This window comes from Actinomycetospora sp. NBRC 106375 (genome assembly GCF_030269665.1).
In the GTDB taxonomy this organism is placed as follows: Bacteria; Actinomycetota; Actinomycetes; order Mycobacteriales; family Pseudonocardiaceae; genus Actinomycetospora.
Genome location: NZ_BSTS01000001.1, coordinates 88,993 through 109,801, shown reverse-complemented (window position 1 = coordinate 109,801; position 20,809 = coordinate 88,993). Strand labels below are relative to the sequence as shown.

At 73.7% G+C, this 20,809-nt stretch carries 14 protein-coding genes and 3 pseudogenes; 12 read left to right on the top strand and 5 right to left on the bottom strand.

The annotated features are described in order from the left end of the window. Positions 1 to 146 precede the first annotated feature (146 nt). From QSK03_RS00530 to QSK03_RS00505, 6 genes are all read left to right on the top strand, one after another. On the top strand, positions 147 to 1,574 hold the full coding sequence (locus tag QSK03_RS00530; RefSeq protein WP_285648004.1) for an ATP-binding protein: 1,428 nt from the start codon (positions 147 to 149) through the stop codon (positions 1,572 to 1,574). After that, positions 1,564 to 3,546, top strand: a complete 1,983-nt coding sequence (locus QSK03_RS00525; RefSeq protein WP_285648003.1) for a vWA domain-containing protein — start codon at positions 1,564 to 1,566, stop codon at positions 3,544 to 3,546. The genes QSK03_RS00530 and QSK03_RS00525 overlap by 11 nt, the downstream gene beginning before the upstream one ends. A 285-nt stretch (positions 3,547 to 3,831) precedes the next feature. Next, positions 3,832 to 5,082 (top strand): cysteine--1-D-myo-inosityl 2-amino-2-deoxy-alpha-D-glucopyranoside ligase, encoded by a 1,251-nt coding sequence (gene mshC / locus QSK03_RS00520; RefSeq protein ID WP_285648002.1) that lies wholly within the window; start codon positions 3,832 to 3,834, stop codon positions 5,080 to 5,082. Positions 5,083 to 5,146: 64 nt separating this feature from the next. Beyond that, positions 5,147 to 5,503 carry a DUF2237 family protein gene (locus QSK03_RS00515; RefSeq protein ID WP_285648001.1) on the top strand — a complete coding sequence of 119 codons (357 nt, stop codon included), beginning with the start codon at positions 5,147 to 5,149 and terminating at the stop codon, positions 5,501 to 5,503. Positions 5,504 to 5,540: 37 nt separating this feature from the next. Next, positions 5,541 to 6,950, top strand: a complete 1,410-nt coding sequence (gene eccB, locus QSK03_RS00510) for a type VII secretion protein EccB (RefSeq protein WP_285648000.1) — start codon at positions 5,541 to 5,543, stop codon at positions 6,948 to 6,950. A gap of 128 nt (positions 6,951 to 7,078) precedes the next feature. After that, positions 7,079 to 8,347: an MFS transporter gene (locus QSK03_RS00505; protein WP_285647999.1), complete on the top strand. Its 1,269-nt coding sequence runs from the start codon at positions 7,079 to 7,081 to the stop codon at positions 8,345 to 8,347. 107 nt (positions 8,348 to 8,454) lie between these two features. Here QSK03_RS00505 and QSK03_RS00500 read toward each other — a convergent pair whose 3' ends face one another. After that, positions 8,455 to 9,615, bottom strand: a complete 1,161-nt coding sequence (locus QSK03_RS00500) for an MFS transporter (protein WP_285647998.1) — start codon at positions 9,613 to 9,615, stop codon at positions 8,455 to 8,457. Next, positions 9,612 to 10,475 carry a PAC2 family protein gene (locus tag QSK03_RS00495; RefSeq protein ID WP_285648567.1) on the bottom strand — a complete coding sequence of 288 codons (864 nt, stop codon included), beginning with the start codon at positions 10,473 to 10,475 and terminating at the stop codon, positions 9,612 to 9,614. Before QSK03_RS00495 ends, QSK03_RS00500 begins: the two co-directional genes overlap by 4 nt. Before the next feature lie 173 nt (positions 10,476 to 10,648). On the opposite strand from QSK03_RS00495, the gene metH reads away from it, so the two are divergent. The 4 genes and pseudogenes from metH to hisG all read left to right on the top strand — a co-directional run bounded on the left by metH (position 10,649) and on the right by hisG (position 16,206). Further along, the gene (gene metH / locus QSK03_RS00490) at positions 10,649 to 14,194 is read left to right on the top strand and encodes a methionine synthase (RefSeq protein WP_285647997.1); all 3,546 of its coding nucleotides are present in this window, start codon (positions 10,649 to 10,651) and stop codon (positions 14,192 to 14,194) included. Beyond that, positions 14,187 to 14,846, top strand: a pseudogene (locus QSK03_RS00485) (HAD family hydrolase); the annotation flags it as partial. The gene metH and the pseudogene QSK03_RS00485, both read left to right, overlap by 8 nt. 151 nt (positions 14,847 to 14,997) lie before the next feature. Continuing rightward, entirely contained in the window at positions 14,998 to 15,261 is a 264-nt protein-coding gene (locus tag QSK03_RS00480) for a phosphoribosyl-ATP diphosphatase (protein WP_285647996.1), read from the top strand. 33 nt (positions 15,262 to 15,294) lie between these two features. Beyond that, a complete protein-coding gene (gene hisG / locus QSK03_RS00475) occupies positions 15,295 to 16,206 on the top strand; it encodes an ATP phosphoribosyltransferase (RefSeq protein WP_285647995.1) in 912 nt (303 codons plus the stop codon). Here the strand turns inward: hisG and QSK03_RS00470 are convergent. From QSK03_RS00470 to QSK03_RS00460, 3 genes and pseudogenes are all read right to left on the bottom strand, one after another. Next, positions 16,203 to 16,562 (bottom strand): annotated as a pseudogene (locus QSK03_RS00470) (hypothetical protein); the annotation flags it as partial. The gene hisG and the pseudogene QSK03_RS00470 overlap by 4 nt on opposite strands. 40 nt (positions 16,563 to 16,602) lie before the next feature. Continuing rightward, positions 16,603 to 16,761, bottom strand: a pseudogene (locus tag QSK03_RS33075) (acyl-CoA thioesterase domain-containing protein); the annotation flags it as partial. A 134-nt stretch (positions 16,762 to 16,895) separates the two neighbouring features. After that, positions 16,896 to 17,756, bottom strand: coding sequence for a RecB family exonuclease (locus QSK03_RS00460; RefSeq protein ID WP_285647994.1), 861 nt, complete (start codon positions 17,754 to 17,756; stop codon positions 16,896 to 16,898). A gap of 210 nt (positions 17,757 to 17,966) precedes the next feature. Here QSK03_RS00460 and QSK03_RS00455 point away from each other — a divergent pair, with 210 nt between their 5' ends. Both QSK03_RS00455 and arc read left to right on the top strand, forming a co-directional pair. Next, positions 17,967 to 18,803, top strand: coding sequence for a tRNA (adenine-N1)-methyltransferase (locus QSK03_RS00455; RefSeq protein WP_285648566.1), 837 nt, complete (start codon positions 17,967 to 17,969; stop codon positions 18,801 to 18,803). Positions 18,804 to 18,977: 174 nt separating this feature from the next. Continuing rightward, on the top strand, positions 18,978 to 20,789 hold the full coding sequence (arc, locus tag QSK03_RS00450; protein WP_285647993.1) for a proteasome ATPase: 1,812 nt from the start codon (positions 18,978 to 18,980) through the stop codon (positions 20,787 to 20,789). Positions 20,790 to 20,809: the final 20 nt, after the last annotated feature.

Below are 20,809 nucleotides of genomic sequence, written 5' to 3'. Positions count from 1 at the left end.
AGGAGGACCGCAGTCAACTCCGGTGAGTGTCCAGAGACCACGCAACGTGACCGGTCGGCGAGGGACACGATCGGTGGAACCCGGTTTCGGAACGACGATCCGTCTTTTCGTGGGCCGGATCGGGACCGCGGACGTAGCGTGGAGGAGTGAGCACTCCTTCCGCTCCTGCTGATCTCCCCACCACCGCCGGCGACCTGGCCCGCAGCGGCCACCCGGCGGCGCACGCCCGCAGTGTCCGCACCGAGCTCCGCGACAACCTCCTCGCCCGGCTGCGCGCCGGGGCGGGCCCCTGGCCGGGCATCGTCGGGTTCGACCGCACCGTCCTGCCGCAGTTCGAGCGCGCGGTGCTGGCGGGGCACGACGTGGTGCTGCTCGGCGAGCGGGGCCAGGGCAAGACGCGCCTGCTGCGCAGCCTGGTGAACCTGCTCGACGAGTGGACGCCGGTCATCGACGGCTCCGAGCTGGGGGAGCACCCCGCCGAGCCGATCACCCCCGCCAGCCGGCGCCGGGCCGCCGAGCTCGGCGACGACCTCCCGATCGCGTGGCGGCACCGCTCCGAGCGGTACGCCGAGAAGCTGGCCACGCCCGACACCAGCGTCGCCGACCTGATCGGCGACGTCGACCCGGTCAAGGTCGCGGAGGGGCGCAGCCTCGGCGACCCCGAGACCATCCACTACGGCCTCGTGCCGCGGGCGCACCGCGGCATCGTGACGATCAACGAGCTGCCCGACCTCGCCGAGCGCATCCAGGTCGCGCTGCTCAACGTCATGGAGGAGCGCGACATCCAGGTGCGCGGCTACACGCTGCGCCTGCCGCTGGACATCATGCTCGTGGCCAGCGCGAACCCCGAGGACTACACCAACCGCGGGCGGATCATCACCCCGCTCAAGGACCGGTTCGGCGCCGAGGTCCGCACGCACTACCCGCTCGAGGTCGCCGGCGAGATCGCCCTGGCCCGCCAGGAGGCGCACCTCGTCGCCGACGTGCCCGACCACCTCGTCGAGGTGCTCGCCCGCTTCACCCGCCACCTGCGCTCGTCGGGCGCGATCGACCAGCGCAGCGGCGTGTCCGCGCGCTTCACGATCGCGGCGGCCGAGACCGTCGCGGCCGCCGCGCTGCGCCGGGCCGCGGTCACCGGCGAGGACGCGGCCGTCGCCCGCCCCGTCGACCTCGAGTCGGTGCCACCGGTGCTGCGCGGCAAGCTCGAGTTCGAGTCGGGGGAGGAGGGCCGCGAGGCCGAGCTGCTGACCCACCTGCTGCGGCGCTCGATCTCCGAGACCGCCCGTGCCCGCCTCGCCGGGGTCGACCTCGCCCCGCTGGCCGACGGCGTGTCCGCGCTCGAGGGCTCGCGCCGGGTCGTCACCGGCGACCGTGTGGCCGCCCGCCAGGTGGTCGACGCCCTCCCGTCGATCTCCGTGGTCTACACGGTGGCCGAGCGGCTCGGGGCCGCGGGCACCGAGGCCCCCGGCCCGCTGGCGAGCGCGGTCGAACTGGCGCTCGAGCACCTCTACCTCACGCGCAAGCTGGCCAAGGACGACGACGCCGAGGACGGGACGGTGGCGTATGGCGGCTGACCCGGCCGACCCCGGCAGCGGCGGCCCCACCAGCGGCCGCTACTCCTACGGGCGGTTCTACGACGGTCCCGACCCGCTCGCCCCGCCGTTCGACCTCCGCTCGGCCATGGACGAGCTGGGCCGCGACGTCATGGAGGGCACCTCGCCGCGGCAGGCGATGCGCGAGCTGATGCGGCGCGGCACCGAGGACCAGCGGGGTCTCGACGACCTCATGCGCCGGCTCAACGAGCGGCGCAGCCGGCTGCAGCGCACCCACCGCCTCGACGGCACGCTCCAGGAGGTCCGCGAGCTGCTCGAGCGCGCGCTCGAGGCCGAGCGGAACTCCCTGCAGGCCGAGGACTCCGACGACGCCCGATTCCGCGAGATGCAGCTCGACGCGCTGCCGCCCTCGCCGGCCGGCGCCGTGGCCGAGCTGGAGAACTACGACTGGCGCAACCCCGAGGCACGCCAGGCCTACCAGCAGATCCAGGACCTGCTCGGCCGGGAGGCGCTCGACCAGCGCTTCCAGGGCATGAAGCAGGCCATGGAGAACGCGACGTCCGAGGACGTCGAGCGGGTCAAGGAGATGATCTCCGACCTGAACGACCTGCTCGAGGCGCACAGCCGCGGCGAGGACACCACGGACCAGTTCCGCGAGTTCATGGAGAAGCACGGCCAGTTCTTCCCGGAGAACCCGCAGACCACCGATGAGCTGGTGGACCTGCTCGCGGAACGGTCGGCGGCCGCGCAGCGGATGATGAACTCGCTGTCGGCCGAGCAGCGCGCCGAGCTCGAGGGCCTCATGCAGCAGGCCTTCGGCGACCCCGGTCTGGCCGAGCAGCTCTCGCGGCTCGACCAGCAGCTCCAGGGCATGCGCCCGGGCGAGGACTGGCAGGGGCGGGGCCGCTTCCGCGGCGACGACCCGCTGGGCATGGGCGAGGCCACCCGGGCGATGGAGGAGCTGGGGCAGATGGACGCCCTGGCCGAGCAGCTCTCCCAGTCGTATCCGGGCGCCCGCATGGAGGACATCGACCTCGAGGCTCTCGAGGCCACGCTCGGGGAGCAGGCCCGCGTCGACGCCCAGCGCCTGGCCGAGCTCCAGCGCGAGCTCGAGCGCCAGGGCGTGTTCCAGCGCGCCGCGGACGGGTCGCTGATGCTCTCGCCGAAGGCGCTGCGCCAGCTCGGGCAGTCGTCGTTGCGCGACGTCGTCGGCTCGCTGTCGACCCGGCGCGGGGAACGGGAGACGCAGCGCTCCGGCGCAGCCGGCGAGGCCACCGGGGCGACCCGGCCGTGGTCGTTCGGGGACACCGAGCAGTGGGACGTGCCGCGCACGCTGCTCAACGCCGAGATGCGCCACGCGTCCGGCGACCAGCGGGCCCTCGACGTCACCGACGTGGAGATCGTGGAGACCGAGCAGCGCACCCGTGCGGCGGTGGCGCTCTGCGTCGACACCTCGTGGTCGATGGTGGCCGACGGGCGGTGGGTGCCGATGAAGCGCACCGCGCTGGCGCTGCACCACCTCGTCTCGACGCGCTTCCGCGGGGACGCGCTGCAGCTGATCACCTTCGGCCGGCACGCCAAGGAGGTCGAGCTCGGGGAGCTCACGGCGCTGGAGGGGGCGTGGGAGCAGGGCACCAACCTGCACCACGCGCTGCTGCTGGCCGGACGGCACCTGCGCAAGAACGCGGACGCGGCGCCGGTGGTCCTGGTGGTCACCGACGGCGAGCCGACCGCCCACCTCGAGCCCGACGGGCACGCGGCGTTCGACTACCCGCCGAGCCCGGAGACGCTCCGGGCCACGCTCGGGGAGGTCGACGCGCTGACGCGCCTGAACGCGGCCCTGACCGTGTTCATGCTCGGCGACGACCCGCGTCTCGAGCAGTTCGTCGACCTCGTCGCCCGGCGGGCAGGCGGGCGCGTGGTGAACCCCGACCTCGACGGGCTCGGGGCCGCCGTGGTCAGTGATTATCTCGCGAGTCGCCGACGGCGCTGAGGCATCAGCCGAACAGTCGTTCAGCCGGACGGGGCAACCGCGACCACGTGCCGCCACGGTATATCGGAAGCGGTTACGCTCGATCGTGGCTGGAGCCGATCCCCCCCGCGGCTCCCGGCCACCCCGGCCGGGTCCGTCATCCCGTGCAGGGACACCGGTGCTCGCCCACCGAGGTCCCTGCGACACGACCCGGCCGGGGTTCCATCACGGCGTTCGCGGCCGCTCCGCGAGCGGTTCGCCACGAGTCCCGGCCGACCGGGTCGGGGCGGGCTTAGGCTCGTGGTCATGCGAGCGTGGCCACCCATCGACGTCCCCCGTGTCCCCGGCACCCCGCCCCCGCTGCGGCTGCACGACACGGCCAGCGGCGACGTCCGGCCGGTCACCCCCGGGTCCACCGCGAAGATGTACGTCTGCGGCATCACGCCCTACGACGCGACCCACCTCGGTCACGCGGCCACCTACCTGGCGTTCGACCTCATCCACCGGCTGTGGCTCGACGCGGGCCTGGGCGTGCACTACGTGCAGAACGTGACCGACATCGACGATCCGCTGCTCGAGCGCGCGGACCGCGACTCCGTCGACTGGGTCGTGCTCGGCATGCGCGAGACGGCGCTGTTCCGCGAGGACATGCAGTCGCTGCGGATCCTCCCGCCGCACGACTACATCGGGGCCGTCGAGGCCGTCGACGAGATCAGCGAGCTGGTGGGCAAGCTGCTGGCCAGCGGCGCCGCCTACCGCGCCGACGACGACCGGTACCCGGACGTCTACCACGACCACACCGCCACCCGGGACTTCGGCTACGTCTCGCGCTACAGCGAGGCCGAGATGCTGCGGGTCTTCCCGGAGCGCGGCGGCGACCCGGACCGGCCCGGCAAGCGCCACCCCCTCGACGCGCTGCTGTGGCGCACGGCCCGCGAGGGCGAGCCGGCGTGGAGCTCCGACCTCGGCGACGGCCGCCCCGGCTGGCACGTCGAGTGCGCCGCGATCGCGCTCAACCGCCTGGGCGACCAGTACGACGTCCAGGGCGGCGGCTCGGACCTCGCGTTCCCGCACCACGAGTTCGGCTCCGCGCACGCCGAGGCCCTCACCGGCGCGCACCCCCTGGCCCGCCACTACTGCCACGCCGGGATGATCGGGCTCGACGGCGCGAAGATGTCGAAGTCGAAGGGCAACCTCGTCTTCGTCTCCCGCCTGCGCGGCGACCGCGTCGACCCGATGGCCGTGCGCCTGGCCCTGCTCTCCGGGCACTGGCGCGCCGACCGCTCCTGGACCGCCGAGCTGCTCACCGGCGGCCAGGCGCGCCTGCACCGCTGGCGCGAGGCGGCGGGCGCCCCGTCCGGGCCCGACCCCGAGGACACCATCGCCCGGGTGCGCGCCCACCTCGCCGACGACCTCGACACCGCCGGCGCGCTCGCGGCGATCGACGCCTGGGCCGACGAGGTCCTGGTCCGCCGCGACGGCCAGGGCTGGGCCGCTGACGGCCCGTCCCGCATCGCCGACGCCGCCGACGCCCTCCTCGGCGTCACCCTGCGCTGATCCCCATGTGAGCAGTTGGCGCCCCGGGAGGGGCGCCAACTGCTCACATGGGTACCTCGGGGGTATGGCCCGCAACGTGCTCGGCGGCGAGCTCGCCGACTGCAGTCACGACCCGATCACCGGCTTCTACCGCGACGGCTGCTGCGAGACCGGCGCCGACGACGCGGGCGTGCACACCGTGTGCGCCCGCGTCACCGAGCTGTTCCTGACCTTCAGCGCCGCCCGCGGCAACGACCTCACGGCTCCGAACGTCGGCTTCCCGGGGCTGCAGCCCGGCGACCGCTGGTGCCTGTGCGCGAGCAGGTGGAAGGAGGCCCTCGACGGGGGCGTCGCCCCGCCGGTCGTCCTCGAGGCGACCCACGCCCGCACGCTGGAGTGGGTCGACCTCGCCGACCTGGAGGCGCACCGCATCACCGAGTGACCCACGCCCGCCGCCGCGATGCGGTAGGGATCTGGCCGTGTCGACCGAGCCGCCCACCGCGACCCAGGTGCACGCGCACCGGTTCGCGGTGCGCCGGCTGGAGTCCGCGCTCGTGGGCCGCGACCCGACCCCGCGGCACGACCCCGGGCGGCGTCAGAACCGGGCGCTGCTCGTGGGAGCGGTCCTCGGGGTGCTCGCGCTGGCCGGGTTCGCGGTGGTCGGGCTCGTCCGCGGCGACGAGGGGTGGCGCGACGAGGCGGTGGTGCGGGGGGAGCCCTCCGGCGCGCTCTACGCCGTCGCGCACGGACCCGACCGCCTGGTCCCGGCGCTCAACCTGACCTCGGCGCGCCTGCTCGCGGCGGGCGCCGGCAACCGCGACGTGGGCGGACCGCCCGTCCCGGTACGCGACGACGAGCTCGCGACGGCTCCGCGCACCGCGCCCGCCGGCATCCCCGGGGCGCCGTCGGTGCTCCCGGACCCGGCGGTCGGCGCCGCGGACGCCTGGGCCGTGTGCGACCACGCCGCCCTCGACCCCTCGGTGCCCGACCCGGGCGCCGACCCGGACGTGAGCACGGTGGCGCTGGGCGGCCTGCCCGCCCCGGGCCGCCCGCTCGCCGGGGACCGGGCGCTGCTGCTGCGCGGCCCCGACGGGTTCTGGCTCGTCACCGACGGCCGGCGCGCCCGGATCGACCCGGCCCAGGGCTCCGTCGTGCGGGGGCTGGAGCTCACGGGCGCCCGGGCCCGCGCCGCGAGCCCGGCGCTGCTCGGCACGCTGCCCGAGGGGCCGCCCCTGGTCCCGGTCTCGGTGCCCGACAGCGGCACCAGGCCGACCGACGCCCGCACGGCGGCGCTCGGTGTCCTCGTCGGCGCGGTGGTCAGCCAGGGCGACCGCTTCTTCCTCGTCGCGGCGCGCGGGGTGCAGGAGGTCCCGGCCGTCGTCGCCCAGCTCGCCCGGTTCGCCAACCCCGACCCGGCCGCGGAGCCGGGCATCGCCGCGGTCCCGGCCGGACGGCTGGCCGCGGTGCCGCGCGTCGGGGTGGTCGACGTCGGCGCGTACCCGTCGACCTTCCCCCGCCTGGTCACCTACGACGAGGCCACCACGGCGTGCGTGCGCGCCGACGCCGACGGCGGAGCCGCGGTGTACGCCGCCCCGGCGCTGCCCGGGCCGGTCGAGCCGACCCGGCTCGTCGGCCCGCCGCTCGACGGCGCCTGGGTCGCGGGCGGCGGTGCCTACGTGGTGCCCGTCGGACCGGGAGCGCCCGGCCGACCCGTCGACCCGGCCCGCGGCGTGCTCGTGGACCCCGGCGGGCGCGTCTACGCCGTCCCGGACCCCGCGGCCGCCGCGGCCCTCGGCCTCGGGACGCCGCGCCCGGCCTCCCGCGCGGTGCTCGACCTCCTCCCGCGCGGCCCCACCCTCGACCCGCTCGCGGCGCAGACGGCCCGCTGACCCGGCACGCTCGGGGGGACGCGCGGCTCGGGGGAGCGAGGGACGCCTTCGCTGCGTCGCACGCACCCAGGGACGCCCTCGCTGCGAGACCCTCGCTCCCACCCCCACGCGGCCCGGGGGAGCGAGGGATGCCTTCGCTGCGTCGCACGCACCCAGGGACGCCCTCGCTGCGCCGCCCCCGGGTGGGGCAGGGTGCGGGCATGCGACCGGCGCGGGTCCCGACGGGGCGAGGGGCGCCGTCGGCGACCGCGGCGCTGTGGACCGTGGTCTTCGTCGTCGCCTTCGGCACGAACGTGCCCACGCCGCTGCTGCTGATCTACCGCGAGACGCTCGGGCTCTCGCCGACGACGCTGACGGCGGCGTTCGGGGTCTACGCGGCGGGCCTGATCCCGGCGCTGCTGCTCTCGGGCCCGGCGTCGGACCGCCGCGGCCGCCGCCCGGTCGTCGTGCCGTTCGTGGTGCTCGCCGGGCTGGTCTCCGTGCTCTTCCTCGCCGCGGGCTCATCGGTCGTGGTGCTGTTCGTCGGCCGCTTCCTGCAGGGCGCGGTGTCCGGGGTCGTGTTCAGCGTCGGCACCGCGTGGCTGGGGGAGCTGATCGGTGAGCCGGGTCGCTCGGCACGGCTCACCACGATCGCGCTCGCGGCCGGCTGGGCGGGCGGGCCGCTGGTCGCCGGGCTGCTGGGGCAGTGGGGCCCGCTGCCGACCCTGGTGCCCTACCTCGTGCACGTCGTGCTCATGCTCGGCGCGCTCTCCCTGCTGCCCCTCGTCCCGGAGACGCTCGGCCCGGAGCGCCGGAAGGGCGGCGGCCCCGTCGTCAACCTCGGTGTGCCGGCCGGGACGCGGCGCGCGTTCGTGCTGGTCGTCGTGCCGATCGCGCTCGGGGTGTTCGCGTTCCCGTCGACGGCGGCGACGGTCCTGCCGCTGCTGCTCACCCCGCAGATGCCGGGGATCGCGGTGGCGGTCGCGGGCATCGTCGCCGGGGTCACGCTGTCGACCGGGGCGCTGGTGCCGCCCCTCGAGCGCCGTCTCGGCGCGACGCGCGCGGGCCCGGCGGGCCTCGGGCTCGGCGCGGCCGGTCTCGGGGTGGCGCTGCTGTCGCTCGCGCTCGACGCGTGGCCGCTGCTGCTCCCCGCCGCGCTGCTGCTGGGCGCGGGGTACGGGCTGTGCCTCGCGTCCGGCCTCTCGACGGTGGCCCGTCTGGCGCTGCCCACCGAGCGCGGCGCGCTCACCGGCACGTTCTACGCGTGCGCCTACCTCGGCTTCGGCGTGCCGTTCGTGCTCTCCGCCCTCGCGGGCGACGGCAGCCTGTTCGGACCGCTGGCCGGGCTGGCGGTGCTCGCCGCCGTGGCCGCCGCGGCACTCGGCCTCCCCGCCGCCCGCCGGCTGATCGGGTCTTGAGGCGCGTCACCCGGCGGGGGATCGAGGGACGCCCCGACTGCGTCCCACGCACCCAAGGCGCCCCTCGCTCCCACCGCCACGCCGCCCGAACCCCCGGACCCGGCAGATCAGCGCCGCGGCACCAGCATCGCCGCGCCGAGCAGGACCACGCCCGCGAGACCGAAGCCGGCGACGGGGGAGAGGTGGTACGGCGCGAGGAACACCGCCGGCGAGGCCGCGGCCCCGAGGAAGCGCAGGGCCTGGACCACCGACACGCCACCGGCGGTGCCGCCGCGCAGCACGAGGGTGTTGACGCCGACGAGGACGAGCTGGGCGGTCGCGCCCGCGAGCGCCCAGACCACGGCCACGGCGAGCGGCGAGGGCAGGACGCCGACCGCGGTGACGAGCACGGCGGCCGCGACGGCGCCGACGCGGACGGCCACCCCCGGCCCCACGCGGTCGACCCCGCCCCCGATGAGGCGCGCGGTCAGCAGGCCCACGATCCCGAACCCGGTGAGCAGCGCACCCCGCAGTCCCGCGCCGAGGGCGAAGGCGTCCTCGACGCGCAGCGCCACGAGGAAGGCCAGGCCCCCGAGCGCGCCCCACGCCAGGCCGGCGACGAGGCCCAGCCGCAGCACCGAGGGCCGCCAGGCGTCCCGCAGTCGCGGGCGGTCACCCGCGTCGGTCCCCTCTGGTCCAGCTCCGCTGCGCTCCGTGTCCCGGGCGGGGGCGGCGGGCAGCCCGACGGCGGCGAGCACGGCCGCGACGACCGCTACCCCGACGAAGGCGCCGCGCCAGTCCAGCGCCGCGGCGATCCCGCCGACCAGCGGGGCGAAGGTCATCCCGGCCGCCTGCAGCGAGCCCATCACGCCCAACGAGCGGCCGAGGCGCTCCGGCGGGGACGCGGCCGCGAGCGAGGCCAGGAGCAGCGGGGTGGTGAAGGCGTTCGCCGCCCCCTGCAGCGCCCGGGCGCCGAGGAAGAGCCAGCCCGTCGTGGCGACGGCGCCGAGCAGCGAGAACACGACGTACGCGACGTAGGCGGTCCGCACCGTCCGGCGCGCGCCCCACCGCTGGCCCAGCGTGCCCGACACGAGCATGAGCAGCGCGAACGGCAGCAGGTAGGCCGTCAGCGAGCTGGACGCCGCGGACGGCGACATCCCGAGGTCGGCGCCGAGCTCGGGCAGCATCGACGCCGTGATCCCGCCGCCGAACGGGCCGAGGAACCCACCGGCGTAGAGGCCCGCGACCTGGAGACGGGCGACGGTCGGGCGAGAGGGCGCCTCGGTCACCGCTCCCAGGGACCCTTGCCGGGGCCAGGCGGCCCGCCGGCGGTGTCGCCCGGCCCGCCGGGACCGCGCCGGCGCAGGTAGCGCTCGAAGTCGGCGGCGATCTCCTCGCCGGAGGCCTCCTCGAGGTCGGTCTCGGCGTCGCCGGCCTCCTCGAGGGCCTTGACGTACTCGCGCACCTCGTCGTCCTCGTCGGCCATCTCCGAGACCGTGCGCTCCCACTTCTCGGCCTGCTCGGGCAGCCCGCCGAGGGGGACCTCGACGTCGAGGACCTCCTCGACGCGCTGCAGCAGGGCGATCGTGGCCTTCGGCGCGGGCGGCTGCGACACGTAGTGGGGCACCGCGGCCCAGAACGAGATCGCCGGGATGCCGGCCTGCACGCAGGCGTCCTGGAGGACGCCGACGATCCCGGTGGGGCCCTGGTAGCGGGAGCGCTGCAGCCGGTAGCGGGCCGCCGAGGCCTTGTCGAACGACGTCCCGGTGACCGGCACCGGCCGGGTGTGCGGCGTGTCCGCGAGCAGCGCCCCGAGCGTGATCACCGTGCCCACCCCGAGCTCCCGGGCGCGGTCGATGATCTCGGCGCAGAAGGCCCGCCACCGCATGTTCGGCTCGATGCCGCGCACGAGCACGAGGTCCTGCGCCGAGCCCGGGGGCCGGCAGCGGGTGAGCCGCGTGGTCGGCCAGTCGATGGCGCGGCTGACGCCGTCCACGAGGCGCATGGTCGGGCGCGAGACCTGGAAGTCGTAGTACTCGTCCGGGTCGATCGACGACAGCTCGGTGGCGTCCCAGTGCAACGAGAGGTGCTCCACGGCCGTGCTCGCCGCGTCCCCGGCGTCGTTCCAGCCCTCGAACGCCGCCAGCATGACCGGCGCGTTCGACCCCTCGGAGGCGGTCGCGTCCTCCGGCTCCTCGGTCGGGGTCGTCTCGGTCGTCTCGTCGGAGAGGTCGTCGGGCACGGGCACGCGGACAGCGTACGTGTCGTGACGAGGCTCGCAGTGCGCCCGGGACTGCTCGTCGATCACGTTACGATCGTGTGATGACTACTTCGAGTGAGTCTGCATTCCTGTCCGCACTGCACTCCCGAGTACTCATCGGTGATGGTGCCATGGGTACCGCACTGCAGGACCAGGACCTCTCGCTCGATGATTTCCAGCAGCTCGAGGGCTGCAACGAGATCCTCAACGTGTCGCGTCCGGACGCCGTCCTCGCCGTGCACCAGGGCCACCTCGAGGCCGGCAGCGACATCATCGAGACGAACACCTTCGGCACGAACTGGCCGAACCTCAACGAGTACGACATCCCGGACCGCATCCGGGAGCTCGCCCTCGAGGGCACGAAGATCGCGCGTCAGGCCGCCGACGAGTACTCCACCGCCGAGCGCCCGCGCTTCGTCTTCGGCTCCAACGGTCCGGGCACCAAGCTGCCGACCCTCGGCCACGCCCCGTACGCCCAGCTGCGCGACGCCTACATCGAGTCGGTGCTCGGCCAGCTCGAGGGCGGCGCCGACGCGATCCTCGTCGAGACCTGCCAGGACCTCCTGCAGTCCAAGGCCGCCATCCTCGGCGCCTACCGGGCGATGGACCAGTACGGCAAGCGCGTCCCGGTCATCTGCCACGTCACCGTCGAGCTCACCGGCACGATGCTCGTCGGTTCGGAGATCACCGCCGCGCTCACCGCGCTCGAGCCGCTCGGCATCGACGGCATCGGCCTCAACTGCGCCACCGGCCCCGCCGAGATGAGCGAGCACCTGCGGGCCCTGAGCCGTCAGAGCCGCATCCCTGTGACGGTCATGCCGAACGCCGGCCTGCCCGAGCTGGGTCCGAACGGCCCGGAGTACCCGCTGAGCCCCGACGAGCTCGCCGACTACTGCGCCTCGTTCATCACCGACTACGGCCTCCAGCTCGTCGGCGGCTGCTGCGGCACGACGAACGACCACGTGCGCGCGCTGGCCGAGAAGTGCCGCGACCTCACGCCGGCCACCCGCGACCCGCAGCCCGAGCCGGGCATCTCGTCGATGTACCACTCCGTGCCGTTCCGGCAGGAGACCGGCCTGCTGATGATCGGCGAGCGCTCCAACGCCAACGGCTCCAAGGCCTTCCGCGAGGCGATGGTCGAGGAGGACTACGAGCAGTGCGTGGAGATCGCCAAGGCACAGACCCGCGAGGGCGCGCACTGGATGGACCTCTGCATCGACTACGTCGGGCGTGACGGCGTCGCCGACATGGACCGTCTCTCCCACGACGTCTCGACGGCCTCGACGCTGCCGGTGGTGCTCGACTCCACCGAGCCCGAGGTGCTCGAGGCCGGCCTGGAGCAGCTCGGCGGTCGCTCGGCGATCAACTCGGTGAACTACGAGGACGGCGACGGCCCGGACTCGCGGTTCCAGAAGATCATGCGCCTCGTCCACGAGCACGGCGCCGCCGTCGTGGCACTGTGCATCGACGAGGAGGGCCAGGCCCGGACCGCGGAGTGGAAGACCCGTGTGGCGTTCCGCCTCATCTCCGACCTCACCGAGAACTGGGGCATGCGGGTCGAGGACATCATCATCGACTGCCTGACCTTCCCGATCTCCACCGGCCAGGAGGAGGTCCGCAAGGACGGCATCGAGACGATCAACGCGATCAAGCAGCTGAAGGAGAAGTACCCGCAGGTCCAGACGACGCTGGGCCTGTCGAACATCTCGTTCGGCCTCAACCCCGCCGCGCGCCAGGTCCTGAACTCGGTCTTCCTCAACGAGTGCACCGAGGCCGGCCTCGACACCGCCATCCTCAACTCCGCGAAGATCCTGCCGTTCTCGCAGATCGACGAGGAGCAGCGCGAGGCCGCGCTCGACCTCGTCTACGACCGCCGCGAGAAGCACGACCCGCTGCAGCACTTCATGAACCTCTTCGAGGGCGTGTCGGCGCAGTCGGCCAAGGACGAGCGCGCCGAGAAGCTCGCCGCGATGCCGCTCTTCGAGCGCCTCGCGCAGCGGATCATCGACGGTGACCGCAACGGCCTCGAGGAGGACCTCGACGCCGGCATGGAGGAGAAGGACCCGCTCGACATCATCAACACCGACCTGCTCGGTGGCATGAAGGTCGTCGGCGACCTCTTCGGCGCCGGCAAGATGCAGTTGCCGTTCGTGCTGGCCTCGGCCGAGGTGATGAAGGCCGCGGTGGCCCACCTCGAGCAGTTCATGGAGGCCACCGACAACTCCGGCAAGGGCAAGATCCTGCTGGCGACGGTCAAGGGCGACGTCCACGACATCGGCAAGAACCTCGTCGACATCATCCTGTCGAACAACGGCTACGACGTCGTCAACATCGGCATCAAGCAGCCGATCAACGCCATCCTCGAGGCGGCCGACGACAACAAGGTCGACGCGATCGGCATGTCCGGGCTGCTGGTGAAGTCCACCGTGGTCATGAAGGACAACCTGCAGGAGATGAACGACCGCGGGGTCGCCGACAAGTACCCGGTGCTGCTCGGCGGCGCGGCGCTGACCCGCTCGTACGTCGAGAACGACCTGGGCGAGCTGTACCAGGGCGACGTCCGGTACGCGAAGGACGCCTTCGAGGGCCTCAAGCTCATGGACTCGGTCATGACCGGGGAGGGCCCCTCGGAGGAGGAGCAGCAGAAGGCCGCCGAGCGCAAGGAGCGCCGCGAGCGCTCGAACCGCATCAAGGCCAAGCGCGAGGAGGAGGCCGGCGGCGAGAACCCCGCGTTCGACCCCGACGCGATCTCCGACGTCGCCCGGCGCATCGAGGTCCCGCAGCCGCCGTTCTGGGGCACCCGGGTGGTCCGCGGTCTGCGCCTGCAGGACTTCTCGGCGCTGCTGGACGAGCGCGCCACGTTCTTCGGCCAGTGGGGCCTGCGCGGCCAGAAGGGCGACGAGGGCCCGTCGTACGAGGAGCTCGTCGAGACCGAGGGCCGCCCGCGCCTGCGCTACTGGCTCGACCGCCTGCAGTCCGAGGGCATCACCTCGCACGCGGCCCTGGTCACCGGCTACTTCCCGGTGATCTCCGAGGGCCAGGAGGTCGTGGTCCTCGACGAGGCCAAGCCGGACGCCGGCGAGCTGCACCGCTTCGCCTTCCCGCGCCAGAAGCGCGACCGGCGCCTGTGCCTCGCGGACTTCTTCCGCACGCGCGACGAGGCCCGCGAGCTCGGCGGCGTCGACGTCATGCCGATGAACCTCGTGACGATGGGCCAGCCCATCGCCGACTTCGCCAACAAGCTGTTCGCGGACAACTCCTACCGCGACTACCTCGAGGTCCACGGCCTCGGCGTGCAGCTCACCGAGGCACTGGCGGAGTACTGGCACCGCCGCGTCCGCGAGGAGCTGACCTTCGCCGACGGCTCGACCATGGCCGACCAGGACCCCGCCGACGTCGGAGAGTACTTCAAGCTCGGCTACCGCGGCGCGCGCTTCTCCCTCGGCTACGGGGCCTGCCCGAACGTCGAGGACCGCACGAAGATCGTGGACCTGCTCGACCCGAGCCGCATCGGCGTCGAGCTCTCCGACGAGGACCAGCTGCACCCCGAGCAGTCCACCGACGCGCTCGTCGTGCACCACCCGGAGGCCAAGTACTTCAATGCCTGAGTCCCTGGCGGCCGTCCTGTGGGACATGGACGGCACGCTGGTCGACTCCGAGCGGCTCTGGGACGTGTCCCTGGCCGACCTCGCCGCCCACCTGGGCGGCACGCTGTCGGCGGCGACCCGCGAGGACCTCGTGGGCTCGTCGCTGCGGCGCTCGGTGTCGGCGGTGCGCGCCGAGGTCGGGCTCGACCCCGGTGACCACGCGGGTGTCGAGGCCGACGGCCGCTGGCTGCTCGAGCGCACCAAGGAGCTGTTCGCCCGGGACCTCCCGTGGCGCCCCGGCGCCCGGGAGGCCCTCGCGGCCGTGCGCTCCGGGGGCGTGGCGACGGCGCTGGTCACGAGCACCTACCGGGAGCTGACCGAGGTCGCGCTCGACACCATCGGCCGCGAGTACTTCGACGTCACCGTGTGCGGCGACGAGGTGACCGCGACCAAGCCCGACCCCGCGCCGTACCGGCGCGCGGCGGAGCTGCTCGGCGTCGACCCGGCCGCCTGTGTCGCGGTCGAGGACTCACCGACCGGGACGCGCTCCGCGGTGGCCGCCGGCGCCACGGTCCTCGTCGTCCCGTCCGAGGTCCCCGTACCCGCGGGGGAGCGCCGGATCCTGCGCGAGAGCCTGGTCGGGCTCACCGTCGACGACCTCCGAGCGGCCCTCCCCGTCACCGTCCGGACCCGGACCGACGGTCCGTTCGGCGCGTCGGGACGGCCGGACGGCGCGGCGGCGGGGCGCGGGACGAACGGTTGCGGCGGTGCACGGGAACCCAGGTTGTGCACCCCGCAGTGACCACGTGCAACGATGGCTGTCCGTGAAGACGTTCGAGGAGCTCTTCGACGAGCTCGCCGTCAAGGCCCGTGACCGACCTGCGGGGTCGGGGACCGTGGCCGCTCTGGATGCCGGGGTCCACGCCCAGGGCAAGAAGGTGCTCGAGGAGGCCGGCGAGGTGTGGATCGCTGCCGAGTACGAGACCGACGACAAGCTGGCCGAGGAGATCTCCCAGCTGCTCTATCGCACCCAGGTCATCATGCTCGGCCGCGGGCTCACGCTCGACCAGGTCTACAAGCACCTGTAGTGGACACCGCCGGGTGTCAGGAGGAGAAGGACCATGCTCCGCGTCGCCGTTCCCAACAAGGGATCCCTGGCCGAGGAGGCGTCGACGATGCTGCGCGACGCCGGCTACCGGCAACGGTCGGACAGCCGTGACCTGAGCCTGCACGACGAGGCCAACCACGTCACCTTCTTCTACCTGCGCCCCAAGGACATCGCGACCTACGTGTCCGAGGGCCAGCTGCACCTCGGGATCACCGGCCACGACCTCACCGAGGAGTCGTCCGCCTCGGTCAAGCAGCTGCTCCAGCTCGGCTTCGGGCAGTCGAAGTTCCGCTACGCGGCGCCCCTGCGCAACGAGTGGACCGTCCAGGACCTGGCCGGCAAGCGGATCGCGACGTCCTATCCCCGCCTCGTCCGCGCCAACCTCGCGCAGCAGCGCATCGCGGCCAAGGACGTCATCCGCCTGGACGGCGCCGTGGAGATCTCGATCGAGCTCGGTGTGGCCGACGCGATCGCGGACGTCGTGAGCTCGGGGCGCACCCTGGCCCAGCACGGCCTCGTGACGATCGGCGAGCCGATCACCGAGTCCGAAGCGGTGATCATCGACCGCAACGCCAAGTTCGACCAGGTGCCCGACGCGCCCGACACCGAGCGGGAGAAGTCGCGGTTCGTCGAGCGCCTACGCGGCGTCGTCTACGCCCGCCGCTACGTCATGCTCGACTACGACTGCCCGACCGATCTCCTCGACCGCGCCGTCGAGCTCACCCCGGGCATCGAGTCGCCCACCGTCGCGCCGCTGTCGAACGACAAGTTCGTCGCCGTCCGCTCCATGGTCGAGCGCAAGCGGGTCAACGACATCATGGACGAGCTCGCGGACCTCGGCGCCACGGGCATCGTGACGTCCTCGCTGCAGTCCTGCCGCGCCATCGGTCCCGCCGCGAACGGGGCCGGCGCACTGACCCCCTAGCGAGGCCGCACCGTCAGCGCCTGCGCGGCGCGACCCATCGGGCCGTCGCGGTCGCGCAGCACCGAGGACGCGAGGCCCGCGCCCTCCGGCCCGATGACGCTGTCGGCGTCGAGCCCGATCCACTCGCCCCGCGGGGCGCGGTGGACGTGCAGGGTCAGGTCGGTGTTGACGAACAGCCAGTCGTTGAGGTCGAGGCGGGCCGCCGCGCCGTTGGTCGAGTCGGCCACCGCGGCCGGGCAGCCAGCCCGGCGGGTTCGGGATCGCGCGCCCCTCCTCGGGAGGCGGCAGCGCCGGTCCGGGGTCGGTGGCCGCCGCCGTGGTGTCGGTGACCGCCAGCCGCCACCCGGTCGCGCGGGCGACCGACCGCCCGTCCGCGACCAGCTCGGCGACCACCAGCTCGATGGTGCGCCCGGCGCGCTCGACCCGGCCGGTGATCGTCAGCTCACCCATCGGCACGCGACCCAGGACCTCGACCGTCAGGCGGGTCAGCGCCATCTCGTCCCGCGGCGCGCAGCGTTCCAGGGCGCGCACCAGCAGCGCGCTCGGCGGCCCCATGTGCTGGGCGTCGGGGAACCAGGGCCCGGCCGTGGAGCCGGTGGCGAGGACACGCTGGGCGCCCGGCGGGTCGGTGGTGCCGGGCTCGAGCAGCCGGAAGAACGGCTCGGTCACGACCGGTGTCGCGGAGGAGGTCACAGGGGCGGCTCTCCGGTACGGGGGCGGGGGAGGGGGAGGTCGACGGGCCCGTCGTCGGGCCAGCCCGGGTACGGCAGGGGCTCGCCGCCCCAGGCGGGGCAGCGCCCGCGGTGCTCGCAGTACGAGCAGCCGGGACCGGGGTTCGGGCGGAAGTCGCCGGTGGGCGCCGCCCGCGTGACGGCGGCCCACACCGCGGCCAGGACGCCGGCGAACCGGTCGAGCTCGGCGGTGGTGGGCCGCAGCGTCAGCGACGTCGCGTTCCCGAGGTGCAGCAGCCGCACCGTCGGTGCCACGCCCCGCGTGCGGGCGAGCAGCAGCGCGTAGAAGCGCACGCCGAACAGCGCCCGCATCTCCCCGCGCACCGTGGGCGCGGGGCCCGACTTGTAGTCGACCACCGTGAGCCCGCCGGGCCCGGTGTCGAGGCGGTCGAGGTAGCCACGCAGGGGCGTCCCGTCTCCCAGCTCCGCCTCGACCCGCAGCTCGCGGCCCTCCGACGTGACGGTCCGCGGGTCCTCGAGGTCGAAATAGCCGGCGAGCAGCCCGTCGAGGCCGGGGTCCTCGCCCAGCCGGGCCCGCTCGGCGGGATCCAGCTCGTCGAGCACGGTGCGCGCGAGCTCGCGCGCGGCAGCAGGGTCGCGGTCCGCGGCGTCGAGCCCGTGCAGTCGTTCGAGCACCGCGTGCACCACCGTGCCCCGCAGCGCGCCGGGCGACGGCGTCTCGGGCAGCCGGTCGACCGCCCGGAAGCGGTAGAGCAGCGCGCACCGCCGGAAGTCGACCGCCCGGGACGGCGACAGCGCGGGCGGGCGCGGGGCGTCGGCGGGCGCCGCACCCGCCGTCACCCCGGCCTCCGTGCTCATGCCCGCGAGGCTAGATCACGCCCCCGACACGGCCTGGCGCCTCAGCGCGCAGCCCGCCGGGGGCCCGCGCGCCGCGAGAGGCACGCTGCGCATGATCGACAGGGCCCGGCGCCTGCCGACCGTGCCCCTCGCGGTCGCGTCGCGCCCCGCTCCCTAGGGTGTCCCGTCGTGCAGAGCGCCGAGGACGTCAGCGACACCGAGCGCGGCCCGGTGCGCAGCGGACCGTTCCGTCCGGGCGACCGGGTGCAGCTCACCGACCCGAAGGGCCGCCACTTCAGCCTCGTGCTCGAGCGCGGGCAGAGCTACCACACGCACCGCGGGGCGATCGACCACGACAAGCTGATCGGCGCACCCGAGGGCAGCGTGGTGCTCTCGGCCGCCAACACCCCCTACCTCGCGCTGCGCCCCCTGCTGCCCGACTACGTGCTCGCGATGCCGCGCGGGGCCCAGGTGATCTACCCGAAGGACGCGGCGCAGATCCTGATGTGGGGCGACGTGTTCCCCGGGGCGCGGGTGCTCGAGGCCGGTGCGGGGTCGGGGGCGCTGACGTGCAGCCTGCTGCGCGCGGTCGGGCCGACGGGTCACGTGCGCTCCTACGAGGTCCGTGCCGACCACGCCGAGCACGCCGAGAAGAACGTCGAGCGCTTCTTCGGCGAGCGGCCGGCGACCTGGGACCTGCGCGTGGGCGACCTCGCCGACCACGACCCCGCGGAGCCGGACGGGACCGCGGACCGGATCGTGCTCGACATGGCCGCGCCCTGGGAGACACTGCCGGTCGTGCGGGACACGCTCGTGCCCGGCGGCGTGCTCGTCGGCTACGTCGCGACGACCACGCAGCTCTCGACGCTGACCGAAGCGCTGCGTGAGCAGGCGTGCTGGACGGAGCCGCAGGTGTGGGAGTCGATGGTCCGCCCGTGGCACGCGGTGGGGCTCGCCGTGCGCCCGGAGCACCGGATGATCGCCCATACGGCGTTCCTGCTGACGGCCCGGCGACTGGCGGACGGGGTGACCCCGCCCCGGGTGCAGCGCAGGCCCAGCCGCGGCTGACGCCCGCGAGATCCGATCATCGGTGATCCACGAAGGCCCTCCTGTGATGCGGGAATGACCCACCGTGACGCCGCGCAAGAGCCGCCCGTGAGAAGTCCGTCACCGGCGCGCTACTCCACGGACACCTCGATTCACGGGTACGGTTCTAGCCACGGAGTAGCGGAGGAGGGCGCCGTGACGACTGACGACGACCCCAGGGGCCGATCCGACCAGGGCCGGGACCGCGGCGAACGACACGACCGTGGCTCGGCGGACATGGCAGCACAGGTGCGCTTCCTCGAGGACGAGGTCGCGCTGTTGCGTCGCAAGTTGACCGAATCCCCTCGGCACGCGCGCATCCTGGAACAGCGTCTGGGCGAGGCTCAGCAGCGTGTGGCGCAGCTGACCGAGCGCAACGACAAGCTGACCGACACCCTCAAGGAGGCCCGCGCGCAGCTCGTGAGCCTCCGCGAGGAGGTCGACCGGCTCGCGCAACCGCCGTCGAGCTACGGCGTGTTCCTCGAGGCGCACGAGGACTCGACGGTCGACGTGTTCACGTCCGGCCGCCGCATGCGCGTGGCCGTGTCGCCGGCGGTGGAGACCTCCGAGCTCACCCGCGGGCAGTCCCTGCGGCTGAACGAGGCCCTCACCGTGGTCGAGGCGGGCGCTTACGAGCGCATCGGCGAGGTCTGCGCGCTGCGCGAGATCCTCACCGACGAGGACGGCAGCCGGACCCGCGCGCTGATCATCGGCAATGCCGACGAGGAGCGCGTCATCCACCTGGCCGACTCGCTGCTGTCCGAGGACGGGCCCGAGCTCAAGCCGGGCGACTCGCTGATGGTCGACACCAAGGTGGGCTACGCCTACGAGAAGGTGCCGAAGGCCGAGGTCGAGGAGCTCGTGCTCGAGGAGGTCCCCGACGTCGCCTACACCGACATCGGCGGCCTCGCGCGGCAGATCGACTCCATCCGCGACGCGGTCGAGCTGCCGTTCCTGCACGCCGACCTGTTCCGGACCTACCAGCTGCGTCCGCCCAAGGGCGTGCTGCTCTACGGCCCGCCCGGGTGCGGCAAGACGCTCATCGCGAAGGCCGTGGCCAACTCGCTGGCGAAGAAGGTCGCCGAGACCCGCGGCGAGGACAGCCGCGACGTCAAGGCGCACTTCCTCAACATCAAGGGCCCGGAGCTGCTCAACAAGTTCGTCGGCGAGACCGAGCGGCACATCCGGATGATCTTCCAGCGGGCGCGCGAGAAGGCGTCCGAGGGCACGCCGGTGATCGTGTTCTTCGACGAGATGGACTCGATCTTCCGGACGCGCGGCTCGGGTGTCTCGAGCGACGTCGAGACGACGATCGTGCCCCAGCTCCTCAGCGAGATCGACGGTGTCGAGGGGCTCGAGAACGTCATCGTCATCGGCGCCTCGAACCGCGAGGACATGATCGACCCCGCGATCCTGCGGCCCGGCCGTCTCGACGTGAAGATCAAGATCGAGCGCCCGGACGCGGAGGCCGCGCAGGACATCTTCTCGAAGTACCTGATCGACGGCCTGCCGCTGCACGAGGACGACATCGACGAGTTCGGCGGCAACCGCGCGGCGTGCCTCGACGGCATGATCGAGCGGGTCGTCGAGCGGATGTACGCCGAGACCGACGACAACCGGTTCCTCGAGGTCACCTACGCCAACGGGGACAAGGAGGTCCTGTACTTCAAGGACTTCAACTCCGGCGCGGTCATCGAGAACATCGTCGGCCGGGCGAAGAAGTCGGCCATCAAGTCCGAGCTGGAGAGCTCCCAGCCCGGCCTGCGCGTGCAGCACCTGCTGGACGCCGTGGTCGACGAGTTCGCCGAGTCCGAGGACCTGCCCAACACGACCAACCCGGACGACTGGGCACGCATCTCGGGCAAGAAGGGCGAGCGGATCGTGTACATCCGCACCCTGGTCACCGGCAAGGGCGCGACGCAGGGCAAGGAGATCGACACCGCCTCCAACACGGGCCAGTACCTGTGACGGGCCGGTACCTGTGACAG

Excerpts from the sequence above, each read along its gene's own strand:
- QSK03_RS00495 (WP_285648567.1), bottom strand. The coding sequence starts at position 10,475 with ATGCTGGCGGCGTTCGAGGGCTGGAACGACGCCGGGGACGCGGCGAGC.
- metH (WP_285647997.1), top strand. The coding sequence starts at position 10,649 with ATGACTACTTCGAGTGAGTCTGCATTCCTGTCCGCACTGCACTCCCGA.
- QSK03_RS00515 (WP_285648001.1), top strand. The coding sequence starts at position 5,147 with ATGGCCCGCAACGTGCTCGGCGGCGAGCTCGCCGACTGCAGTCACGAC.
- QSK03_RS00505 (WP_285647999.1), top strand. The coding sequence starts at position 7,079 with ATGCCTTCGCTGCGTCGCACGCACCCAGGGACGCCCTCGCTGCGCCGC.
- mshC (WP_285648002.1), top strand. The coding sequence starts at position 3,832 with ATGCGAGCGTGGCCACCCATCGACGTCCCCCGTGTCCCCGGCACCCCG.
- QSK03_RS00525 (WP_285648003.1), top strand. The coding sequence starts at position 1,564 with ATGGCGGCTGACCCGGCCGACCCCGGCAGCGGCGGCCCCACCAGCGGC.
- QSK03_RS00460 (WP_285647994.1), bottom strand. The coding sequence starts at position 17,756 with ATGAGCACGGAGGCCGGGGTGACGGCGGGTGCGGCGCCCGCCGACGCC.
- hisG (WP_285647995.1), top strand. The coding sequence starts at position 15,295 with ATGCTCCGCGTCGCCGTTCCCAACAAGGGATCCCTGGCCGAGGAGGCG.